At 73.9% G+C, this 18,962-nt stretch carries 16 protein-coding genes; 7 read left to right on the top strand and 9 right to left on the bottom strand.

Annotation, left to right across the window (positions count from 1 at the left end; translation table 11 throughout):
- Window positions 1–41: 41 nt before the first annotated feature.
- Genes ABD371_RS04995 through ABD371_RS04975 form a run of 5 tightly spaced genes read left to right on the top strand, consistent with a single transcriptional unit; the run spans window position 42 to window position 5,708 of the window.
- Window positions 42–1,868 carry an ABC transporter substrate-binding protein gene (locus ABD371_RS04995; protein ID WP_344473096.1) on the top strand — a complete coding sequence of 609 codons (1,827 nt, stop codon included), beginning with the start codon at window positions 42–44 and terminating at the stop codon, window positions 1,866–1,868.
- A 3-nt stretch (window positions 1,869–1,871) separates the two neighbouring features.
- Window positions 1,872–2,858, top strand: coding sequence for an ABC transporter permease (locus ABD371_RS04990; protein ID WP_344473093.1), 987 nt, complete (start codon window positions 1,872–1,874; stop codon window positions 2,856–2,858).
- Complete coding sequence (locus tag ABD371_RS04985; RefSeq protein WP_344473090.1) at window positions 2,855–3,757, top strand: ABC transporter permease; 903 nt, start codon at window positions 2,855–2,857, stop codon at window positions 3,755–3,757. Before ABD371_RS04990 ends, ABD371_RS04985 begins: the two co-directional genes overlap by 4 nt.
- A complete protein-coding gene (locus ABD371_RS04980; protein ID WP_344473088.1) occupies window positions 3,754–4,746 on the top strand; it encodes an ABC transporter ATP-binding protein in 993 nt (330 codons plus the stop codon). The genes ABD371_RS04985 and ABD371_RS04980 overlap by 4 nt, the downstream gene beginning before the upstream one ends.
- Window positions 4,743–5,708, top strand: coding sequence for an oligopeptide/dipeptide ABC transporter ATP-binding protein (locus tag ABD371_RS04975; RefSeq protein WP_344473086.1), 966 nt, complete (start codon window positions 4,743–4,745; stop codon window positions 5,706–5,708). Before ABD371_RS04980 ends, ABD371_RS04975 begins: the two co-directional genes overlap by 4 nt.
- A gap of 51 nt (window positions 5,709–5,759) precedes the next feature.
- On the opposite strand, the gene ABD371_RS04970 is transcribed toward ABD371_RS04975, so the two are convergent.
- From ABD371_RS04970 to rimP, 9 genes are all read right to left on the bottom strand, one after another.
- Window positions 5,760–6,704 (bottom strand): bifunctional riboflavin kinase/FAD synthetase, encoded by a 945-nt coding sequence (locus ABD371_RS04970; protein WP_344473084.1) that lies wholly within the window; start codon window positions 6,702–6,704, stop codon window positions 5,760–5,762.
- 56 nt (window positions 6,705–6,760) lie between these two features.
- Window positions 6,761–10,549 (bottom strand): serine protease, encoded by a 3,789-nt coding sequence (locus ABD371_RS04965; RefSeq protein WP_344473082.1) that lies wholly within the window; start codon window positions 10,547–10,549, stop codon window positions 6,761–6,763.
- A gap of 199 nt (window positions 10,550–10,748) precedes the next feature.
- Window positions 10,749–11,648, bottom strand: coding sequence for a tRNA pseudouridine(55) synthase TruB (gene truB, locus ABD371_RS04960; protein ID WP_344473080.1), 900 nt, complete (start codon window positions 11,646–11,648; stop codon window positions 10,749–10,751).
- The gene (rbfA, locus tag ABD371_RS04955; RefSeq protein ID WP_190125241.1) at window positions 11,645–12,088 is read right to left on the bottom strand and encodes a 30S ribosome-binding factor RbfA; all 444 of its coding nucleotides are present in this window, start codon (window positions 12,086–12,088) and stop codon (window positions 11,645–11,647) included. Before rbfA ends, truB begins: the two co-directional genes overlap by 4 nt.
- A gap of 34 nt (window positions 12,089–12,122) precedes the next feature.
- Window positions 12,123–12,416: a DUF503 domain-containing protein gene (locus ABD371_RS04950; RefSeq protein ID WP_190125240.1), complete on the bottom strand. Its 294-nt coding sequence runs from the start codon at window positions 12,414–12,416 to the stop codon at window positions 12,123–12,125.
- A gap of 151 nt (window positions 12,417–12,567) precedes the next feature.
- Complete coding sequence (gene infB / locus ABD371_RS04945) at window positions 12,568–15,702, bottom strand: translation initiation factor IF-2 (protein ID WP_344473076.1); 3,135 nt, start codon at window positions 15,700–15,702, stop codon at window positions 12,568–12,570.
- Window positions 15,703–15,850: 148 nt separating this feature from the next.
- Window positions 15,851–16,153: a YlxR family protein gene (locus ABD371_RS04940; RefSeq protein ID WP_344473074.1), complete on the bottom strand. Its 303-nt coding sequence runs from the start codon at window positions 16,151–16,153 to the stop codon at window positions 15,851–15,853.
- A 178-nt stretch (window positions 16,154–16,331) separates the two neighbouring features.
- Complete coding sequence (gene nusA / locus ABD371_RS04935; protein ID WP_344473072.1) at window positions 16,332–17,333, bottom strand: transcription termination factor NusA; 1,002 nt, start codon at window positions 17,331–17,333, stop codon at window positions 16,332–16,334.
- Between the two features lie 2 nt (window positions 17,334–17,335).
- Window positions 17,336–17,833 (bottom strand): ribosome maturation factor RimP, encoded by a 498-nt coding sequence (rimP, locus tag ABD371_RS04930; RefSeq protein WP_344473070.1) that lies wholly within the window; start codon window positions 17,831–17,833, stop codon window positions 17,336–17,338.
- Between the two features lie 175 nt (window positions 17,834–18,008).
- Between rimP and ABD371_RS04925 the strand changes: the two genes are divergently transcribed.
- Both ABD371_RS04925 and ABD371_RS04920 read left to right on the top strand, forming a co-directional pair.
- Entirely contained in the window at window positions 18,009–18,497 is a 489-nt protein-coding gene (locus ABD371_RS04925; protein ID WP_344473068.1) for a hypothetical protein, read from the top strand.
- Window positions 18,494–18,934, top strand: a complete 441-nt coding sequence (locus ABD371_RS04920; protein WP_344473067.1) for a ferritin-like domain-containing protein — start codon at window positions 18,494–18,496, stop codon at window positions 18,932–18,934. Before ABD371_RS04925 ends, ABD371_RS04920 begins: the two co-directional genes overlap by 4 nt.
- The last annotated feature ends 28 nt before the right edge of the window (window positions 18,935–18,962 follow it).

Below are 18,962 nucleotides of genomic sequence, written 5' to 3'. Positions count from 1 at the left end.
TCGCATCACCGGCCCGTGAGTCACGAGGCGAGGTCGCCGTCATGGTCGCAGAACCCTCAGAGTCCCGTGCCCGGGCACGGCCCTGGATGTGCGCGGTCGCCGCGCTGCTGATCCTCGCGCCCGCCGCGCCGTCGGCGGCACCGTCCAGCGGCGAGCGCGGGGGCAGACAGGTGCTGACCGTCGCCGTCTCGCAGAGCGTGGACTCGCTCAGCCCCTTTCTGGCCAAGCGGCTGGTGTCGACCACCGTGCACCGGCTGGCCTACGAGTATCTGACGAACTACGACCCCCGGGACGGCCGGGTGATTCCGGGGCTGGCCACCGCGTGGAAGTCCTCGCCGTCCAAACTGATCTGGACCTACACCATCCGGGAGAACTCCCGGTGGTCCGACGGCCGGCGGGCGACGGCCGAGGACGCGGCCTGGACGTTCAACAGGATGATGTCCGACGAGAAGGCCGCCGCGGCGAACGGCAGCTTCACCGCGAACTTCCGTGAAGTCACCGCGCCCGACCCGCGAACGCTCGTCGTCGAACTGAAGAAGCCCCAGGCCAATATGGTCGCGCTCGACGTCCCGATCGTGCCCCGGCACAAGTGGGAGCGGATCCGCGACCTCTCCGCCTTCAACAATGACCGCCAGTTCCCCATCGTCGGCAACGGCCCCTTCGTCATCACTGGTTTCGAGGTCGACCAGTTCATCAGGCTGGAACCCAACAAGGATTTCTGGCGCGGCGCTCCCGCGTTCGACGAATTGCTGCTCAAGTTCTACAAGGACGGCGACGCCGCCGTCGCCGCGCTGCGCAAGGGCGAGGTCTCCTTCGTCCAGGGCCTGGTCCCCGCCCAGGCCGCCGCCCTGCGCCGGACCGCGGACATCAGGGTCAACGACGCGCCCGGCCGCCGGTTCCTCGCCCTCGCGGTCAACCCCGGCGCGCGGGCCCGGGACGGCAGGGCGTTCGGCACCGGCCACCGGGCGCTGCGCGACCCCGCCGTACGCCGGGCCCTCTTCCACGCCGTCGACCGCCGGGAGATCGTGGAAGGGCTCTTCCAGGGCCATGCGACCGAGGGCGCGGGATACATTCCGCCGCGCTTCGGCGCGTACTTCTGGCGGCCGGAGGCGCACCAGGAGATCGCCCACGACCCGGCGAGAGCGGCGGCGCTGCTGGACGGGGCGGGCTACCGGCGAAAGGGCGGCGGGGTCCGCACCGGGAAGAACGGCGAGCCCCTCGTGCTCCGGCTGCTGTGCCATGCCGCCGATCCGTACGACGCGCACATCGGCAGATATCTCTCCGAGGTGTGGCGCGAGCTGGGCGTCGAGACCCGGATGGAATGCCGTGACAATGTCTCCGACCCCTGGCTGAAGGGCGACTACGATCTCGCCTTCGACGGCTGGTCGGTCAATCCCGACCCCGACTTCGTCCTCTCGATCCACACCTGTGCCGCGCTTCCGGCCACGCCTTCGGGCAGTGGTTCCACCGACAATTTCATCTGCGACCGGCGATTCGACGAACTGTACGCACGGCAAATCGCCGAATACGACCCGGCCAAACGGGCTGAAGTGGTGAAACGCATGCAATCACGGCTGTACGACACGGGCTTGATGAATGTTCTCGCGTATCCGAACGCCGTGGAGGCGTACCGGACCGACCACATCGAGTCGATCACGACGATGCCCGAGGACGGCGGCAGCCTCTGGGGGCAGGACGGCTACTGGAGCTGGTGGTCGGCGAAGCCCGCGGACGGCCACGGCCGCTCCGGGGAGGCCGCCTCCGCGACCGAGGTGGTGGTCGGCATCGGCGCGCTGATCGCTGCGGCGGCGGTGCTCACCGGGCTGGTGGCCCTGCGCCGCCGGGCCACCGCCGACGACCGCGAGTAGCCGGTGGCCTCCCCGCGCGCCTATCTGCTCCACACGGCGGGCCGGCTGGGCGGCGCGGCGGTCTCCCTCCTCGCCGTGCTCGTCACCGGCTTCTTCCTCTTCCGGATCGTCCCCGGCGACCCGGTGCGGGCGCTGACCAGGGGCACCCCCACCACGGCGGGCCAGCTGGACGCGCTGCGCCGGCAGTTCGGCCTCGATCTGCCGCTGTGGCAGCAGTTCACCGACTACTGCGCGAAGGCGCTGACGGGCGACCTCGGCGTCTCATACCAGTTCCGGGCCCCGGTGGGCGAGCTGATCGCGCAGAAGGCCCCCGCGACCCTGCTGCTGACCGGGGTCGCCGTGGTGCTGTACTCGGCGATCGGGCTCTGGATCGGCGCGCGCGCCGCCTGGCGGCACGGCGGCCCGGGCGACCGGGTGCACACCGGGATCGCGCTGGCCCTCTGGTCGGTGCCGTCGTTCTGGCTCGGACTCCTGCTGATCACCGTCTTCGCGGTGGGCGCGGGGCCGGTGCCCGGGCTCTTCCCCACCGGGGGCATGTCCACGGGCACGGAGAGCGGCCTCGCGCACGCCGTCGATGTGACGCACCATCTGGTGCTCCCGGTCGTCACCCTGGTCGCGGTGGGATACGCGCAGACGCTGCTGGTGATGCGGTCCTCACTGCTGGACGAGATGGGCGGCGACTATCTGACGACCGCGCGGGCGAAGGGGCTGCGGGACTCGGCCGTACGACGCCGTCACGCCGTGCCCAACGCGCTGCTGCCGACGGTGACGATGGTCTTCATCAATCTCGGGCATGTGGCGGCCGGATCGATCCTGGTGGAGACGGTGTTCTCCTGGCCGGGCCTCGGCGGGCTGTTCTACCAGGCGCTCAGCGTGCCCGATCTGCCGCTGGTCCAGGGGCTGTTCCTGGTCTTCGCCGGAGCGATGATCGTGATGAATCTCCTCGCCGACCTGCTCCACCCCCTGCTCGACCCCCGGGTGGCCCGATGACGGAATCCGCGCTCCCCCGCCCCCCGGTCCCCGCCCGCCGCCCCGGCGCGGCCGTCCGGTTCTGGCACTCCTACCGCGCGCACCGGGCGGGCCTCCTCGGCCTCGGCGCGCTCACCCTGATCGCCGCCGTCGCGCTCCTCGCCCCGCTGCTGGCCGACGAGGACGTACGGAAAGTCACGAACGCGCCGGGGGATCCGCTGGAGCCGCCGAGCGCCGCGTTCTGGCTGGGCACGGACCAGTTCGGCCGGCCGCTGCTCGGGCTGCTGGTGTGGGGGGCGCGGATCTCGCTCACCGTGGGGCTGCTGGCGGCGGGGATCTCGGTGGCGATCGGCGCTCTCGTGGGCATCGCCGCCGGGCACTACGGCGGCTGGTTCGCCACCGTGCTGATGCGGGTCACCGACTGGTTCCTGGTGATGCCGACGCTGGTGCTCGCGATCGTGCTGGCGACCGTGATGTCCCGGAGCGTATGGACGGTGATCATCGCCATCGGGGTGACCAGCTGGCCGACGACCGCGCGGCTGGTGCGGGCGCAGACCGTCGCGGTCGAGTCCCGCCCGTACATCGAGCGCGCGAAGGCGCTCGGCGGCGGGCACCGGCACATCATGAGCCGTCATGTGCTGCCGAATGTGATGCCGCTGGTGCTGGCGCAGACCACGCTCGGGATCTCCGCCGCGATTCTGACCGAGGCGACGCTCGCCTTCCTCGGACTCGGCGATCCGATGGTCGTCTCCTGGGGCGGAATGCTCCAGGAGGCGCGCGAGGCGGGCGCCGTCTCCTCCGGCCACTGGTGGTGCCTCGCGCCGCCCGGGCTGGCGATCGCGGTGGTGGCGCTCGCGTTCACGCTCTGCGGGCGGACGATCGAGACGGTGCTCGACCCGAGGCTGGGGGTGGGCCGGTGAGCCTGCTGGAGATCCGGGATCTGCGCGTGACGTACGGTACGGGCGCGAACGCCGTGCCCGCCGTGCGGGGAGTCGATCTGAGCCTCGCCGCCGGGCGGACGCTGGGCATCGCCGGGGAATCGGGGTGCGGGAAGTCGACGCTCGCCCTCGCGCTGCTGCGGCTGCTGCCCGCCGGGACCCGGCTGAGCGGCGAGATCCTCCTCGACGGCGAGGACGTCCTCACCATGCGGTGGGGCAGGCTGCGGGCGGTGCGCTGGGCGGGCGCCTCGCTGGTCTTCCAGGGGGCCATGCACGCGCTGAACCCGGTGCGCCGGATCGGCGACCAGATCGCCGAGCCGATCCTGCTGCACCGGCGGGCGACGCCCCGGGCGGCCCGGCTGCGGGCGGCCGAGCTGCTCGCCCGGGTCGGTCTGCCCGAGCGGCACGCGGACGCCCGTCCGCACGAGCTGTCCGGCGGCCAGCGCCAGCGGGTGATGATCGCGATGGCGCTGGCCTGCGACCCCCGGCTGATCGTCGCCGACGAGCCGACGACCGCGCTGGATGTGATGATCCAGGCGCAGATCCTGGGGCTGATCGGACGGCTGGTGTCCGAGCAGGACATCGGACTGCTGATGATCAGCCACGATCTGGCGGTCCTGGCGGACGTCTGCGACCGGCTGGCCGTGATGTACGCGGGGCGGGTGGTGGAGGAGGGACCGGCGAACGCCGTCCGGACCGCCGCGCGCCACCCCTACGGCCAGGCCCTGGCGGCTGCCTTCCCCCGGGTGGGCGACCCCGCCTCGCGCCACGCCCCGCGCGGGCTGCCGGGCGATCCGCCGGATCCGTCCGCGCTGCCGCCCGGGTGCGCCTTCCATCCGCGCTGCGCGGTGGCGCTGGCGGTCTGCGCCGAGCAGGAGCAGTGGCTGACCGGGGACGGGGAACACCGGGCCGCCTGTGTGCGGGCGGCCACCGCCAAGGGGCCCCGCGGCCCGCTCGGGGAGCCGTCATGACCGCCGTACCGCTGCTGGCCGCCACCGGTCTCGAAGTCGTCTTCCCCGGGCGGCGCGGCGGGCCGGCCGCGCGGGCCGTGGACGGGGTGGACCTCGCGGTGGGCCGGGGCGAGATCGTGGCGCTGGTCGGCGAGTCCGGCTGCGGCAAGACCACGCTGGCGCGCGCCCTGCTGGGGCTGGTGCGGCCCACGGCCGGCCGGATCGACTTCGGCGGCCGGCCCCTCGTGCACACCGCGCGCGCCCTGCGGGCGCACCGGAGGCGGGTCCAGCTGGTGCTCCAGGATCCGAGCGGCGCGCTCAACCCGCGCCATTCGGTGTACGAGGCGGTCGCGGAGGGCCTGCGGATCCACGGGTGCGCGGGGGACGAGGGCGAGGCGGTCGCGGGGGCGCTGGCCAGGGCCGGTCTGCGGCCTCCCGGGCGGTTCGTCGCCCGGTATCCGCACGAGCTGTCGGGCGGTCAGCGGCAGCGGGTGGTGATCGCGGGCGCCCTGGTCCTGGAGCCGGAGCTGATCGTCGCGGACGAGCCGGTGGCCTCGCTGGACGCCTCCGTACGCGGGGAGATCCTCGCGCTGCTGCTGCGGCTGCGGGCCGAACTGGGGCTGTCCGCGCTGGTGGTGACGCACGATCTGGGACTGGCGTGGAACATCGCGGACCGGGTGGCGGTGATGTACCTGGGCCGGATCGTGGAGTGCGGTCCGGCCGAGGAGGTGCTGACGGCTCCCCGGCACCCCTACACCCGGGCGCTGCTGTCGGTACTGCCGGAGTCGGCGGTTCCGGCGGCCGTGCTGACCGGCGAGCCGCCCGACCCGTCGAAGATCCCCGGCGGCTGCCGCTTCCACGTCCGGTGCCCGGTGCTGGCCTCGGGCGAGGCGGAGCGGGCGGGGGTGGCGGGGCGGTGCCGCTCGGAGGAGGTGGGGGTGGTGCCGGGGGCGGGGGCGGGCGTGGCCTGCCACTGGGCCTGAGCGGGACCGGTCCGGTGGTCCGGGCCGGGGCGCGTACGGACAGCGGCGGGATCAGCCCCCGGCCGTCAGCTCACGGCACTTCTTGACGTCCTCGGCCATCGCCACCAGCAGGGCGTCGACGGACTCGAACTTCCGCTGGCCGCGTACGTACGCCAGGAAGTCGACGGCCGCGTGCAGCCCGTACAGATCGAGGCCGACGCGGTCGATCGCGTACGCCTCCACCGTCCGCTCGACGCCCTCGAACTGCGGGTTCGTGCCGACCGAGATCGCCGCCGGCATCCGTTCGCCGGACACCGTCAGCCAGCCCGCGTACACCCCGTCCGCCGGGATCGCGGTGTGCGGCAGGGTCTCCACGTTGGCGGTGGGGAAGCCGAGTTCACGGCCGCGCTGCGCGCCCCGGACGACGATCCCCTCGACGCGGTGCGGGCGGCCCAGGATCTCGCCCGCCCCCTCGACGTCGCCGTCGGCGACCAGCCGGCGGGTGAGGGTGGAGGAGAACGGCAGTCCGCCGCCCGCCTCGCCCGTCACGACGAGGTCGATGACCTCGACCTCGTAGTCGTAGGTCAGGCCCATCTCGGCGAGGAAGTCCACCTTGCCGGCCGCGCGGTGGCCGAAGCGGAAGTTCGGGCCCTCCACCACCAGCCGCGCGTGGAGCTTGTCCACCAGCACCTTGACGATGAAGTCCGCCGGGGAGAGCTGGGAGAACTCGGCGGTGAACGGCAGGATCAGCACCGCGTCGACGCCCAGTTCGGCCATCAGCTCGGCGCGCCGGTGGTGCGGCGCGAGCAGCGGCGGGTGGCTGCCGGGGCGCACCACCTCGCTGGGGTGCGGGTCGAAGGTCACGACGACCGACGGCACGGACAGCTCGCGGGCGCGCTCGACCGCGCGACCGATGATCAGCTGGTGTCCGCGGTGCACCCCGTCGTAGGAGCCGATGGTGACGACGCTGCGTCCCCAGTCCTGGGGAATGTCCTCCAAGCCACGCCAGCGCTGCACTGTGACCGCTCCTCGCCCGAACCTGTGTACTGGTATGCCGATATAACGACAGCTGACTACGCAGGTCTAAGACTGCCATGCCCGGGGCCGTCGCTTCGCATCGGTGTCGGGGAGCCCAGTGAGCCGATCGTCCGGCGGGCCTCCGGGCCCAGCGGCGCGGACCAGTCCTGAGGGGGTCCGGCCAGCCATCCGGCGAGGAGTTCCGCGAAGCCGGGGGCGGCGCGGGCCAGCCTCAGCAGCTGCCGTTCGAAGCGGGCAGCGCCCCCGGGGGCGGCGGTGAGCAGCAGCCCGGCGCGGCGCACCAGCTCGCGGGTGGCCGCCTCCGGCCGGGCCGCGCGGCCGAGCGCGGCGGCCTTCAGCAGGGCGGTCGCGGTCTCGTGCTCGTACGGCGGACAGGCTCCCAGCAGTACGTCGAGCAGCTCGGCCCGCAGCGGGCGCGACAGGGCGTTCCCGGGGGCGGCCAGTACGGGCGCGAGCGCCTGGCGCAGTCTGCCGGGGCCCTCCCGCAGCGCGGTGCTGACCAGCGGGAAGAGCAGGGAGCGGGCCGCCGGGCCGTGATCGAGCCGGCGGTCGACGAAGGCGGCGGCGTACGCCGCGCCGCCCGGGTGCAGTTCGAGGTACTCGGCCACCAGCGCGGCGGCGCGGCGGGCGAGCGCGGGCACGGTGACCCCGGCGAGGGCGCTCAGCACCTCGCCCGCCCGGTCGTCCGCCCGCAGCCGGGACCGGAAAGCGGCGAACACCGGTTCGGGGTGGGTGACGAGCGCGGTGGCGAGGGCGCTCGCCGAGAGCCCGGGGACCGCGGCGGCGTAGGACGCCAGCGCCCGCCGGAGCACCCGGGAGCGGGCGTGCGGATCCTGTACGAGCACGGCGAGGGCCGTTCCGTGCGACGCGGCGTCGTCGGGGCGGCCGAGGAGTTCGTGCGCGGCGTAGCGGAGCAGCCTCCGGTCCGCCTCGCTGGTGACGCGGGCGGCGACGGGCAGCGCGTACGCGGCGGCTGCGGCCCGCCGGCCGGGGCGCGGGTCGTGGGCCCAGCGGTCGACGGCCCGGCAGAGCGCGGAGGGCTCCTCCTCGGCGAGCGCGGCGAGCAGCTCGTCGGCGCGGGCGTGCCCGCTCTCGGCGAGCGCCTCCGCAAGGTCGTCGAGGGCGAGCGCCCGCCGCGCGTACAGCAGCGCCTGGGCGACGGCACCGGCGGTGGGGCGCATCCGGTCCCCGGGGCGGGTGGGGAGCGGGGTGTTGTCGGTGAACCAGCGGCAGAGCAGGGGCTGCACGGTCGCGGGGTCGGCCTCCAGCCGGGCGGCGACGGCGTCCAGATAGCGCGGGGAGGTCCCTGCCGGGAGCGGCTCGGGGTCAGAAGCGGAATCCTCAGGGGCGGTGGGCGCGCGGCCCTCGGGCCCGGGGACCGCCCCTGCGCCCGGCAGCCCGGCCCAAGGCCGTGCGGCCGTTGCGGCGCATCGGCCGAGAGCGTCGGGCGGGCCTCCTCGCGGGAGCGCGGACGGGCGCTGACCGGTGGCGGGCGGCGAACCGGCGGGGCAGGAAGCGGAGGGGTCCGAGGCGGTCGGGTCTGGGGGCACGGACACCGGCTCGGGCGTACGGGGCGGCACGGAGGCGGCCGGGGGCGGCGTCGGGGGGCCCAGGGGGCCGTCGGCGGGGAGGAGGCGGCGGAGGAGGTCGAGGCGGTCGGGTTCGGGGAGGCGGAGGCGGAGCCAGAAGTCCGGGCCGAACTCCGCGGGCGGGCGGACACCGCGCCGGGCGGAGCGGGCGAGGCGGTCGGCGAGGAGCCGCAGCATGGGCAGCTGGGACTCGGGGGCGGGGAGTCTCAGCAGGGTCCCCGCCAGCAGCCTCGCCGCCCACCAGTGCGCGTCGGCCCCGGCCTCGGGGCGGATCACCGCGTCGATGAGGTCCTTGAGCCTGCGGGTCAGCGCGGCCGGGCCGTGGACGCGGTCCAGCCGCAGCAGGGCGTGGACGACCGGGCCGATCCGATGGCGCGGCACGGGCAGCGGCGGCGGGGGCCGGTGCCGGGCCGAGCCCGGCGGCGGCGGCACATGCCCGGGGGTGAGCGTGCGGCCCGGCCGGGAGGGCAGCCGGGCCGGGGCGTGCGCCGGCGGCCGGTGGACGAGCGTGCGCAGGGCCGCGTCCGGGTCCAGACACGCGCCCTGGAGCCACTCCCCCACCTCCTCGTGGGCGAAGCGGTACCCCTCGCCCGCCGGTACGAGCAGCCCTTCCGTGAGGACCGCCGCCGCCCAGCCGGGCCGCCAGGGGAAGAGCTCCTCGAAGGACTCGCGGTCCAGCTCCCCGTGGCCCGGTCCCAGACAGCGCCGGGCGGCCTCGTGGACCCGCCCGGCGACCCGGGCGGCCAGCCGCCGCACGGCGGGCCCCGGGGGCTGCGGCCGGGTCGCGGCGGCGACACGCACCGCGATCCGCAGACAGACCAGGTCCAGATGCGCGCCGAAGACCTCCTCCCGCCCGGGCCGGCCGGTGACGTCGGACGGCAGTGCCCGCCGTACCTCCGCGAGGAGCCGCAGCGCCAGCGGATGGCCCTCGTCGGCGGGGGCGATCGCGCCGGCGGGCAGCCCGTGGCGCTCGCGGGCGGCCACTGCCTCGGCCGGCGACAGCCCGGCGAGGCGGACCGTACGGGGCGGGGGCGGCCCGGCCGGATGGAGCGGCAGGGCGTGCTCCCAGTGCTCGGGGCGGCAGCCGACGGCCAGCCGGGCCGAGCGGCCGGCCAGCCAGTGCGCGGTCCCCGCCGTCCAGGACGGCAGCCGGCGGGCGAGCCCGGGCGGCATCTCCTCGGGGCCGTCCAGCACCACCAGCAGGGGGCGGCCGGCCAGCCGGGCGAGGTGGGCGACGCGCTCGGGGGTGATCCCGGACAGCTCGCCGGGCCCGCCGGACGCGGCCAGGACCCGCCCGGCCCGCCGCAGGGCGCGGGCCACCGCGTCGGCGACGGAGGCGTCCTCGCTGTGCAGATCGGCCCCGCGCAGCCACACCGTGGGGGCGGGCTCGGGGCCGTGGGCGCGGTGGGCGGCGAGCGCGGCGAGGGCGGTCGTACGGCCCGTCCCCGGGTCGCCGACGAGCGCCAGCACCGGCGGTCCCGGGGCGGTGAGCCGCCGCAGGATCCCCGGTCCGGGGTGGGGGTGCCCGGGGCGGGCGGCGGGGCCGAGGGAGGTGGCGGTCAGCTCCAGCACGGTGGCGAGGTTGAGATCGTCGCCGTACCCGGGGACGGTGGCCGCGTTGTGCCGCAGCAGCGCGGCGAGCGGGCCTTCCGGCAGCCCGTGGACACGCAGCGGCAGGGCGAACACGGCGGCGCGGCCACGGCCTGCCTGGAGCGCGGTGCCGAGCACGGCGAGGACCGCGCCGGTGGCGGCGTCGATCACCGGTCCGCCGCTCGCCTCGCCGCCGAGCCGCAGGGCTGCGGCGGCCTGGGCCGGAACGGCGAGTTCCACGGCCTCGTCGATGAGGTGGAAGCGGTCGGTGGCGGTGTAGGTCACCTGGACCGCGCCGAGGGCCCGCGCGTGGTGCCAGCCGTCGGCCGGCAGCCGCAGATCGGTGCCGGGGACGATCCGGCCGCGCGCGGTCACGGGGACGGGCCGCAGACCGAGGCCCTCGGTGCGCACCAGGGCGAGTCCGGCCTCGGGCAGCGGGGTGACGGCCTCGGCCCCGGCGAGCCAGGTCCGCTCGCCGGGGGCGTGCAGGACCACCCGGGTGAGCCCGTCGACGCTCTCGTGGCTGGTGATGACCGTGCCCTGATGGTCGGCGGCGAATCCGACGCCGCGCGGGCGGCCCGCCAGATCGTGGATGCGCACCAGGTCGCAGCCGTGTGCGAGCGTCGCCGGGTCCGCGCGTCCCATGGTCTCGACGGTAGGCGGAGGCGGGGCGGCGGGTGAAGGACACCGGGCGAACGCGCCCCCGTACCGCCCCGGATTCGCTCCGAGCGCCGGGCCGTACGGGTGAACGGCACTGTCCGCGCCGCCCGGAAACGACAGCGCCGTGGAACCGGTGGCGGGGCCACCCGTTCCACGGCGTGCGCGTCGGCGCTCGAAGCGGATCTCAGCCGAAGACGGCGAGGCTCTTGGCCTTGCCGCGCTGCTCCTCGACCAGGGCCAGGAAGCGGTCCTCCGGTCCGAAGACCGCCACCGGCGACCGGTCGTGGGACGGTATGTCCAGCCGTACGCCGTTGAGCAGCAGCTTGGCGCGCCGGTCGTCCACGTCCCAGCGGGGGAACGCGGCCGCCGCGGCGTCCGCGATCGGCATGACGGTCAGCTCCTGCTGGAGCTGGTCGAGCGTCTTGGCCGCGTCCAGTCCGTAGGGGCCGACCCGGGTGCGGCGCAGGGCGGTGAGATGGCCGCCCACGCCGAGTCCGTCGCCGAGGTCACGGGCGAGGGCCCGGATGTAGGTGCCCGAGGAGCAGACGACCGAGACGACCAGGTCCATGACGGGTGTGCCGTCCTCCGCCCGGGCCTCGCGTACGTCGTAGACCACGAAGGAGGAGACGGTGACCGGGCGGGCCGGGATCTCGAACTCCTCGCCGCCCCGGACCCGGGCGTAGGAGCGCTTGCCGTCGATCTTGATGGCGCTGACCTTGGACGGCACCTGCATGATCGCGCCGCTCAGGGCGGCGACACCGGCGTCGATGCCCTCCCGGGTGACCCCGGAGGCGTCCGTGGACGAGGTGATCTCGCCCTCGGCGTCGTCGGTGACGGTGCTCTGACCGAGCCGGATCGTGCCCAGGTACTCCTTCTCGGTGAGCGCGAGGTGCCCGAGGAGTTTGGTCGCCCTCTCGACGCCCAGCACCAGCACTCCGGTGGCCATGGGGTCGAGCGTCCCCGCGTGTCCGACGCGCCGGGTCCTGGCGATCCCGCGCATCTTGGCGACGACGTCGTGCGAGGTGAAGCCCGACGGCTTGTCCACGATGACCAGGCCGTCGGGGGTGGTGGTCTGCTGTGTCATGCGGAGGCTTCGTCCTCGTCCTCCGGCTTGCGGTACGGGTCCGCCTCGCCGGCGTAGGTCGCGCCCGAGGACGCCTCCCGCACCCTGGCGTCCGAGCTCCGTGCCTTGTCCAGCAGGTTCTCGATCGACTTGGCGTTCTCGGGAAGCGCGTCCGCCACGAAGGTCAGCGTCGGCGTGAACTTGGTGCCCGCCGCCGAGCCGACCGCCGAGCGGAGCACGCCCTTGGCGCTCTGGAAGCCCGCCGCGGCGCTCGCCCGGTCCTCGTCGTCCCCGTAGACCGTGTAGAAGACCGTGGCCTCCCGCAGGTCGCCGGTGACACGGGTGTCCGTGATGGTCACATGAGTGCCGAGCCGCGGGTCCTTGATGCCACGCTGCAATTTCTCGGCGACCACTTCTCTGATGAGGTCCGCCAGTTTCTTCGCCCGCGCGTTGTCGGCCACTGGTCCTTCTCCTTCTTACCTGCTTGCCTTGCCATCAGTCTTCGTCGCTGTGGAGCCTGCGTCGAACCGAGAGCAGCTCCACCTCCGGCCGGCCGGCGACAAGGCGCTCACACCGGTCCAGCACTTCCGCGAGGTGCCCCGTGTCACCCGATACCACCGCCAGGCCGATCTCGGCCCTGCGGTGAAGATCCTGGTCTCCGGTCTCCGCCACGCTCACCGCGAATTTCCGCTGGAGCTCGGCGACGATCGGGCGGACCACGGAACGCTTCTCCTTCAGCGACCGTACGTCACCGAGAAGCAGATCAAAGGACAGTGTCCCCACATACATGGATGTATCCGGATGTCCCGCCGGTTCGGGGTCATGCCCCCGCCAACGCTTGGCAGGAACATTCAGAACCGTACACGGAGCGGCCGGGGCCGATCGACGGGATTTCTCCCGCCGACCGGCCCCGGCCGACTGTTCCGCGTCAGCCGTACGGTCAGCCGCGCGGCTTCTCGCGCATCTCGTACGTCGCGATGACGTCGTCGACCTTGATGTCGTTGAAGTTTCCGAGGTTGATACCGCCCTCGAAGCCCTCGCGAATCTCGGTGACATCGTCCTTGAACCGGCGCAGACCCTCGATGTTGAGGCTCTCCGCGATGACCTTGCCATCGCGCAGCAGTCGCGCCTTGGTGTTCCGCTTGACCTCGCCCGAGCGGATGAGGACACCGGCGATGTTGCCCAGCTTGGACGAGCGGAAGACCTCGCGGATCTCCGCCGTACCCAGCTCGACCTCTTCGTACTCCGGCTTGAGGAGACCCTTCAGGGCCGCCTCGATCTCCTCGATGGCCTGGTAGATCACCGAGTAGTACCGGACGTCGACGCCTTCGCGCTCCGCCATCTGGGCGGCACGGCCGGCCGCACGGACGTTGAAGCCGATGACGATGGCGTCGGAGCCCATCGCCAGGTCGATGTCGGACTCGGTGACCGCACCCACACCACGGTGGAGGACGCGGATGTCGACCTCTTCGCCGACGTCGAGCTGGAGCAGCGAGGACTCGAGAGCCTCCACCGAACCGGACGCGTCACCCTTGATGATGATGTTGAGGTCCTGCACGAGGCCGGCCTTGAGCACCTTGTCCAGGTCCTCCAGGGAGACCCTGCGGACGCGCTTGGCGAAGGCCGCGTTGCGCTCACGGGCGGCGCGCTTCTCGGCGATCTGACGGGCCGTACGGTCCTCGTCCACCACCAGGAAGTTGTCGCCCGCGCCCGGGACGTTGGTGAGACCCAGGACGAGGACCGGGGTCGACGGACCCGCCTCTTCCAGGTTCTCGCCCTTGTCGTCGAGCATGGCGCGCACTCGGCCGTAGGCGTCGCCCGCGACCATCGTGTCGCCGACGCGCAGCGTGCCTCGCTGGACCAGGACGGTCGCGACGGCGCCGCGGCCGCGGTCGAGGTGGGCCTCGATCGCGATGCCCTGTGCGTCCTGCTCCGGGTTGGCGCGCAGGTCGAGGGAGGCGTCCGCGGTGAGGACCACGGCCTCCAGCAGGGAGTCGATGTGCAGACCCTGCTTGGCGGAGATGTCGACGAACATCGTGTCGCCGCCGTACTCCTCGGCGACCAGACCGAACTCGGTGAGCTGACCGCGCACCTTGACCGGGTCGGCGCCCTCGACGTCGATCTTGTTGACCGCGACCACGATCGGCACACCGGCCGCCTTGGCGTGGTTCAGCGCCTCGATCGTCTGCGGCATCACACCGTCGTTCGCCGCGACCACGAGGATCGCGATGTCGGTGGACTTCGCACCACGGGCACGCATGGCGGTGAACGCCTCGTGACCGGGGGTGTCGATGAAGGTGATCTTGCGGTGCTCGCCGTTGACCTCGGTGCCGACCTGGTAGGCACCAATGTGCTGGGTGATGCCACCGGCCTCGCCCGCGACGACGTTCGTCTTGCGGATGGCGTCGAGCAGACGGGTCTTACCGTGGTCGACGTGACCCATGACGGTGACGACCGGGGGACGCGAGACGAGGAACTCCTCGCCGCCCTCGTCCTCGCCGAACTCGATGTCGAAGGACTCGAGAAGCTCGCGGTCCTCCTCCTCCGGGCTGACGATCTGAACCTGGTAGTTCATCTCCTGAGCCAGCATGACCAGCGTGTCGTCGGTCACGGACTGGGTCGCGGTGACCATCTCGCCGAGGTTCATCATCACCGCGACGAGCGACGCCGGGTTGGCGTTGATCTTCTCGGCGAAGTCGGTGAGGGACGCGCCGCGCGACAGGCGAATGGTCTCGCCGCCACCGCGGGGCAGCATCACGCCGCCGACCGACGGGGCCTGCATGGCCTCGTACTCCTGGCGCCTCTGACGCTTCGACTTGCGACCACGACGGGCGGGCCCGCCGGGACGGCCGAAGGCACCCTGTGTGCCGCCACGGCCACCGGGGCCGCCGGGACGACCGGCGAAGCCGGGACGACCGCCGCCGAAGCCGCCGCCGCCACCGGGGCCACCGCCACCGGGACGACCGGCGAAGCCACCGCCGCCGCCACCGGGACGACCGCCGCCGCCACCGCCGCCCGGACGGCCGGCGAAGCCGCCGCCGCCACCGGGACGACCGGCACCGGCACCGCCGCCGGGACGACCCGGACCGGCGCCGGGACCGCGACCGCCGCCACCGCCGGGACCCGGACGGGGACCGGCAGCGGGACGCTGCGGCATCATGCCCGGGTTCGGGCGGTTGCCGGCGGGGGCACCGCCGGGACGCGGGGCCTGCGGACGAGGCATGCCGCCGGGAGTCGGACGAGCGCCGCCCTGACCGCCCTGGGGGCGCGGAGCGCCGCCGGGGCCGCCCTGCGGACGCGGGGCGCCGGAGGCACCGCCGCCGCCGGGGCGCTGAGCGCCGCCGCCGGGACGGGGCGCCTGCGGGCGCGCCATTCCGGTGGAGCCACCGGAGGTGAAGGGGTTGTTGCCCGGACGGGGACCGGCCGGACGGTTGCCGCCGGGGCGGGGGCCGCCCTGGCCGGGCGCGGAACGCGCGGGGCGCTCGGGACGGTCGCCGCCGCGGCCGCCGTCACGCTGACCGCCGTCGCGCTGGCCGCCGTCGCGCTGACCGCCGGGAGCGGCCGGACGAGCCGGACGCGGGCCGGGGGTGGCGGCGGGACGGGAGGCCTGCGGGGCGGCGGGCTGGGCCGGGGCCGGGGCGGAGAACTCCGCCTGGGGCACCGGGGCCGCGGGGCGCGCGGGGGCGGGCTTGGGGCCCGGACGCGGGCCGGACGCCGCCGGAGTGCCGGCGGGCGCGCTGCTCACGGGAGCCTCGGCGACGGCCGGCTTGGGGGCCGGGGCGCCGGGCTTCGGGGCAGGCGGACGCGGCGCGGCCGGGGAGGGCGCGCCGGGGGTGGGACCGCCCGGACGGGGGGCGGGGGACGGCGCGGCCTTGCGGGGCGCGCCGGGCTTGGCAGCGGACTTGCCGGCGGAGCCGGGTCCCTGCAGTGCGTCAGTCAACTTGCGTACAACCGGCGCCTCGATCGTCGAGGACGCCGAACGGACGAATTCACCGAGTTCTTGGAGCTTGGCCATGACGACCTTGCTCTCTACGCCGAACTCCTTGGCGAGCTCGTATACCCGGACCTTAGCCACTTCGCTCCTTTTAGGTCCGGGTTACCGCCGGACCGTCGCTACTTCATGGGCGTACTCATCGCGTACTCATCGAGTGCTCATCGCAATCTCGACCTACTTCCAACTCGCGAGGTACCTGACCGCACGGGGCTCCGTGCCGCACTTCTTCTTACAAAACCTGCCGCTCTGCCTTCTCCATGTGCCCTCGCAGCGCGGCGGTGTCGAGCGGTCCTCCGCCCCGAAAGGCCCGGGGGAACGCGCGGCGCCGTACAGCAAGATCGAGACAGACCGTGGCGGGGTGGAGATACGCGCCCCGGCCGGGCAGCGTACCGCGATCGTCGGGGACGTATTCGTCTCCGACGGCCACGATGCGCAGCAGATCGGTCTTGGCCGCTCGCTCCCGGCACCCCACACATGTCCGTTCAGGACATGTACGTTCAGGGCGTGGGCGGGCATGCGTCCGGCCAGACACGATTAAGTCTACCTCCCCGTAGCGACCTCACCCGCGTCGGGCAAGAATCGAACGATCGTTGTCTCGATCTCGGCGGGGCGTCGCACTCAGTGTCACCGAATGCGACGAATCCCGCGCCGGATTTATTCCCCGGGCCCCGCCGGGGGTATTCCCCGGGCGGGCTCCGGGGCCGCCGCCGTCAGTCCCGGTCGTCCTGGTCGGCCTGCTCGGTGTCGGGGCGGATGTCGATGCGCCAGCCGGTGAGACGGGCGGCGAGACGGGCGTTCTGCCCCTCCTTGCCGATCGCCAGCGAGAGCTGGTAGTCGGGGACGGTCACCCGGGCGGAGCGGGCGGCGAGGTCCACGATCTCGACCTTGCTGACCCGGGCCGGGGAGAGCGCGTTGGCGACCATGTCGGCCGGGTCGTCGGACCAGTCGACGATGTCGATCTTCTCGCCGTGCAGCTCGGCCATGACATTGCGGACACGTCCGCCCATGGGGCCGATGCACGCGCCCTTGGCGTTGAGCCCGGAGCGCATGGCGCGGACCGCGATCTTGGAGCGGTGGCCGGCCTCGCGGGCGATCGCCGCGATCTCGACGCTGCCGTCCGCGATCTCGGGGACCTCCAGCGCGAAGAGCTTCTTCACCAGGTTGGGGTGGGTGCGCGAGAGCGTGACGGACGGACCGCGCACACCCCTGGCGACCCGGACCACGTAGGTGCGCAGCCGCAGACCGTGGGTGTACTCCTCGCCGGGGACCTGCTCCTGCACCGGCAGGATGGCCTCCAGCTTGTCGTCCAGCCGGACCAGGACGTTCTTCGGGTCCTTGCCCTGCTGCACCTGGCCGGAGACGACATCGCCCTCGCGGCGGGCGTACTCGCCGAAGGTGACGTCGTTCTCGGCGTCGCGCAGCCGCTGCTGGATGACCTGGCGGGCGGTGGTGGCGGCGATCCGGCCGAAGTCCGACGGGGTGTCGTCGAACTCCTTGGGCTCCTGGCCCTCCTCCAGATCGGCGGGGTCCTCCTTGGCCCACACGGTCACATGGCCGGTGTCGCGGCTGAGCACCACGCGGGCGTGGCGGCTGCTGCCGTCGGTGCGGTGGTACGCGATGAGGAGGGCCGACTCGATCGCCTCGACCAGCAGGTCGAAGGGGATCTCCTTCTCTTGTGCCAAGCCCTTCAGGAGCTTTACGTCGATGTCCACGGCTACGCCTCCTCTTCCTTCTTGTCCTTGCGGTTGAACTCGATCTCCACGCGCGCCCGGTCGATCTCCCCGAAGGCGATCCGGCGGGCGGTGGGCTTGCGCCCCTTCACTCCGGGCACCTCGGTGTCGAGTCCCTCCTCGTCCACGGTGAGGATGCGGGCGACGAGCTCCCCGCCCTCGTGGAGGTGGAACCTGGCCAGCCGCCCGACGGCACGCGCGTAGTGGCGGTGCTCGGTCAGGGGGCGCTCGGCGCCGGGGGAACTCACTTCGAGGACGTACTCGCCGTCGCCCATGACGTCGGTCTCGTCCAGCTTGTCGGAGATCGCGCGGCTCAGCTCGGCGCAGGCGTCCAGGGTGGCTCCGTCGTCGGAGTCCACGATGATCCTCAGCTGGCTGCGGCGCCCGGCGCGGGAGACCTCGATCTCTTCCAGATCCAGGTCGGCGGCGCTGACGAGCGGTTCCAGCAACCCGCGCAGCCTCTCGCTCTGGGTGGTGCTCATCCGGGTGACTCCTCGGCCGCGTGTGCTGTTGTGGGATCGTCGCGTTTCGTCGCGTGGTGAATCAAAGGGTATCCGGTCCCGGAGGGTGTTGCCGTCCACCCGAGGGGCCCCCGCGGGTACGCTCGCCTGCGGCGATGATCACCATGAGGTCGGCACGAGGTCGAGGGAGACACGCGTGGGGCGCACCGGGACGACACGCAGACGTCTGTTCGTGGTGACGGGCGCGGTCACCGCCGGGGCGCTGACCGGCTGTTCGACCGGCTCGTCCGGTGACGGGACCGCCGCCCTCACCGCCGAGGCGGCGGCCGAGGAGGCCGCCGAGCGGCGGCGGCTGGCCGGGGCGAGCGGGGCGCTGCGCGACCGTTACGACGCCACGATCGCCCGCCATCCCGGGCTCGGCGCCCGGCTGGGCGGGCTGCGGGCCTCCGTGTCCGAGCATGTCACCGCGCTGGGCGGGGCGACCCGGACGGCGGAGCCGGTCCGGGTGCCGTCCGACGAGCCGTCCGCGCTGGCCTCGCTGGCGGACGCGGAGCGCCGTACCTCCGACACCCACGGGGCGGCCCTCCAGAACACCGGCGACCCGGAGTTCGCCCGGCTGCTGGCCTCGGTGGCGGCGGCCGGCGCGGCCCACGCATTTCTTCTGACGAACGGGGATTCGCGATGAGCGGGGAGTCCGAGCGGGTTCTCACCGCGGTACGGGCGGCGCTCGCCGCCGAGCACGCCGCGGTGTACGGGTACGGGGTCGTCGGCGCGCGCGTCGGCGCGGCCCGCGGGGCCGAGGCGGACGCGGCGTACGGCGCGCACCGGGCCCGCCGGGACACGCTGGCGCGCACCGTGCGCGATCTGGGCGGCGAGCCGGAGCCCGCCGCCCCCGCCTACGCGCTGCCGTTCCCGGTGCCGGACGAGGAGGCCGCGGTGCGGCTCGCCGCCGTCCTGGAGGACCGGGTCGCGGGCGTCTACTCCGACCTCGTACGGGCCGGGGGCGGCGCGCTGCGGCAGGAGGCCGCGGTGGCGCTGCGGGAGGCGGCGGTGCGGTCGGCGCGGTGGCGGGGCAGCGGCGTAGCCTTTCCTGGGCTCGCGGAGCGGGCCCGGGAGCGGTGAGGACCGGCGGTGCGCCGGTCCGGATGAG

It is taken from the genome of Streptomyces amakusaensis (assembly GCF_039532665.1).
GTDB lineage: Bacteria > Actinomycetota > Actinomycetes > Streptomycetales > Streptomycetaceae > Streptomyces > Streptomyces amakusaensis.
Note: the sequence above shows the minus strand (reverse complement) of the source record. Positions and strands in the feature narration are given on the sequence as shown.

Excerpts from the sequence above, each read along its gene's own strand:
- ABD371_RS04975 (WP_344473086.1), top strand. The coding sequence starts at position 4,743 with ATGACCGCCGTACCGCTGCTGGCCGCCACCGGTCTCGAAGTCGTCTTC.
- ABD371_RS04950 (WP_190125240.1), bottom strand. The coding sequence starts at position 12,416 with ATGTATGTGGGGACACTGTCCTTTGATCTGCTTCTCGGTGACGTACGG.
- truB (WP_344473080.1), bottom strand. The coding sequence starts at position 11,648 with ATGACACAGCAGACCACCACCCCCGACGGCCTGGTCATCGTGGACAAG.
- ABD371_RS04995 (WP_344473096.1), top strand. The coding sequence starts at position 42 with ATGGTCGCAGAACCCTCAGAGTCCCGTGCCCGGGCACGGCCCTGGATG.
- ABD371_RS04985 (WP_344473090.1), top strand. The coding sequence starts at position 2,855 with ATGACGGAATCCGCGCTCCCCCGCCCCCCGGTCCCCGCCCGCCGCCCC.
- ABD371_RS04920 (WP_344473067.1), top strand. The coding sequence starts at position 18,494 with ATGAGCGGGGAGTCCGAGCGGGTTCTCACCGCGGTACGGGCGGCGCTC.
- rimP (WP_344473070.1), bottom strand. The coding sequence starts at position 17,833 with ATGAGCACCACCCAGAGCGAGAGGCTGCGCGGGTTGCTGGAACCGCTC.
- ABD371_RS04965 (WP_344473082.1), bottom strand. The coding sequence starts at position 10,549 with ATGGGACGCGCGGACCCGGCGACGCTCGCACACGGCTGCGACCTGGTG.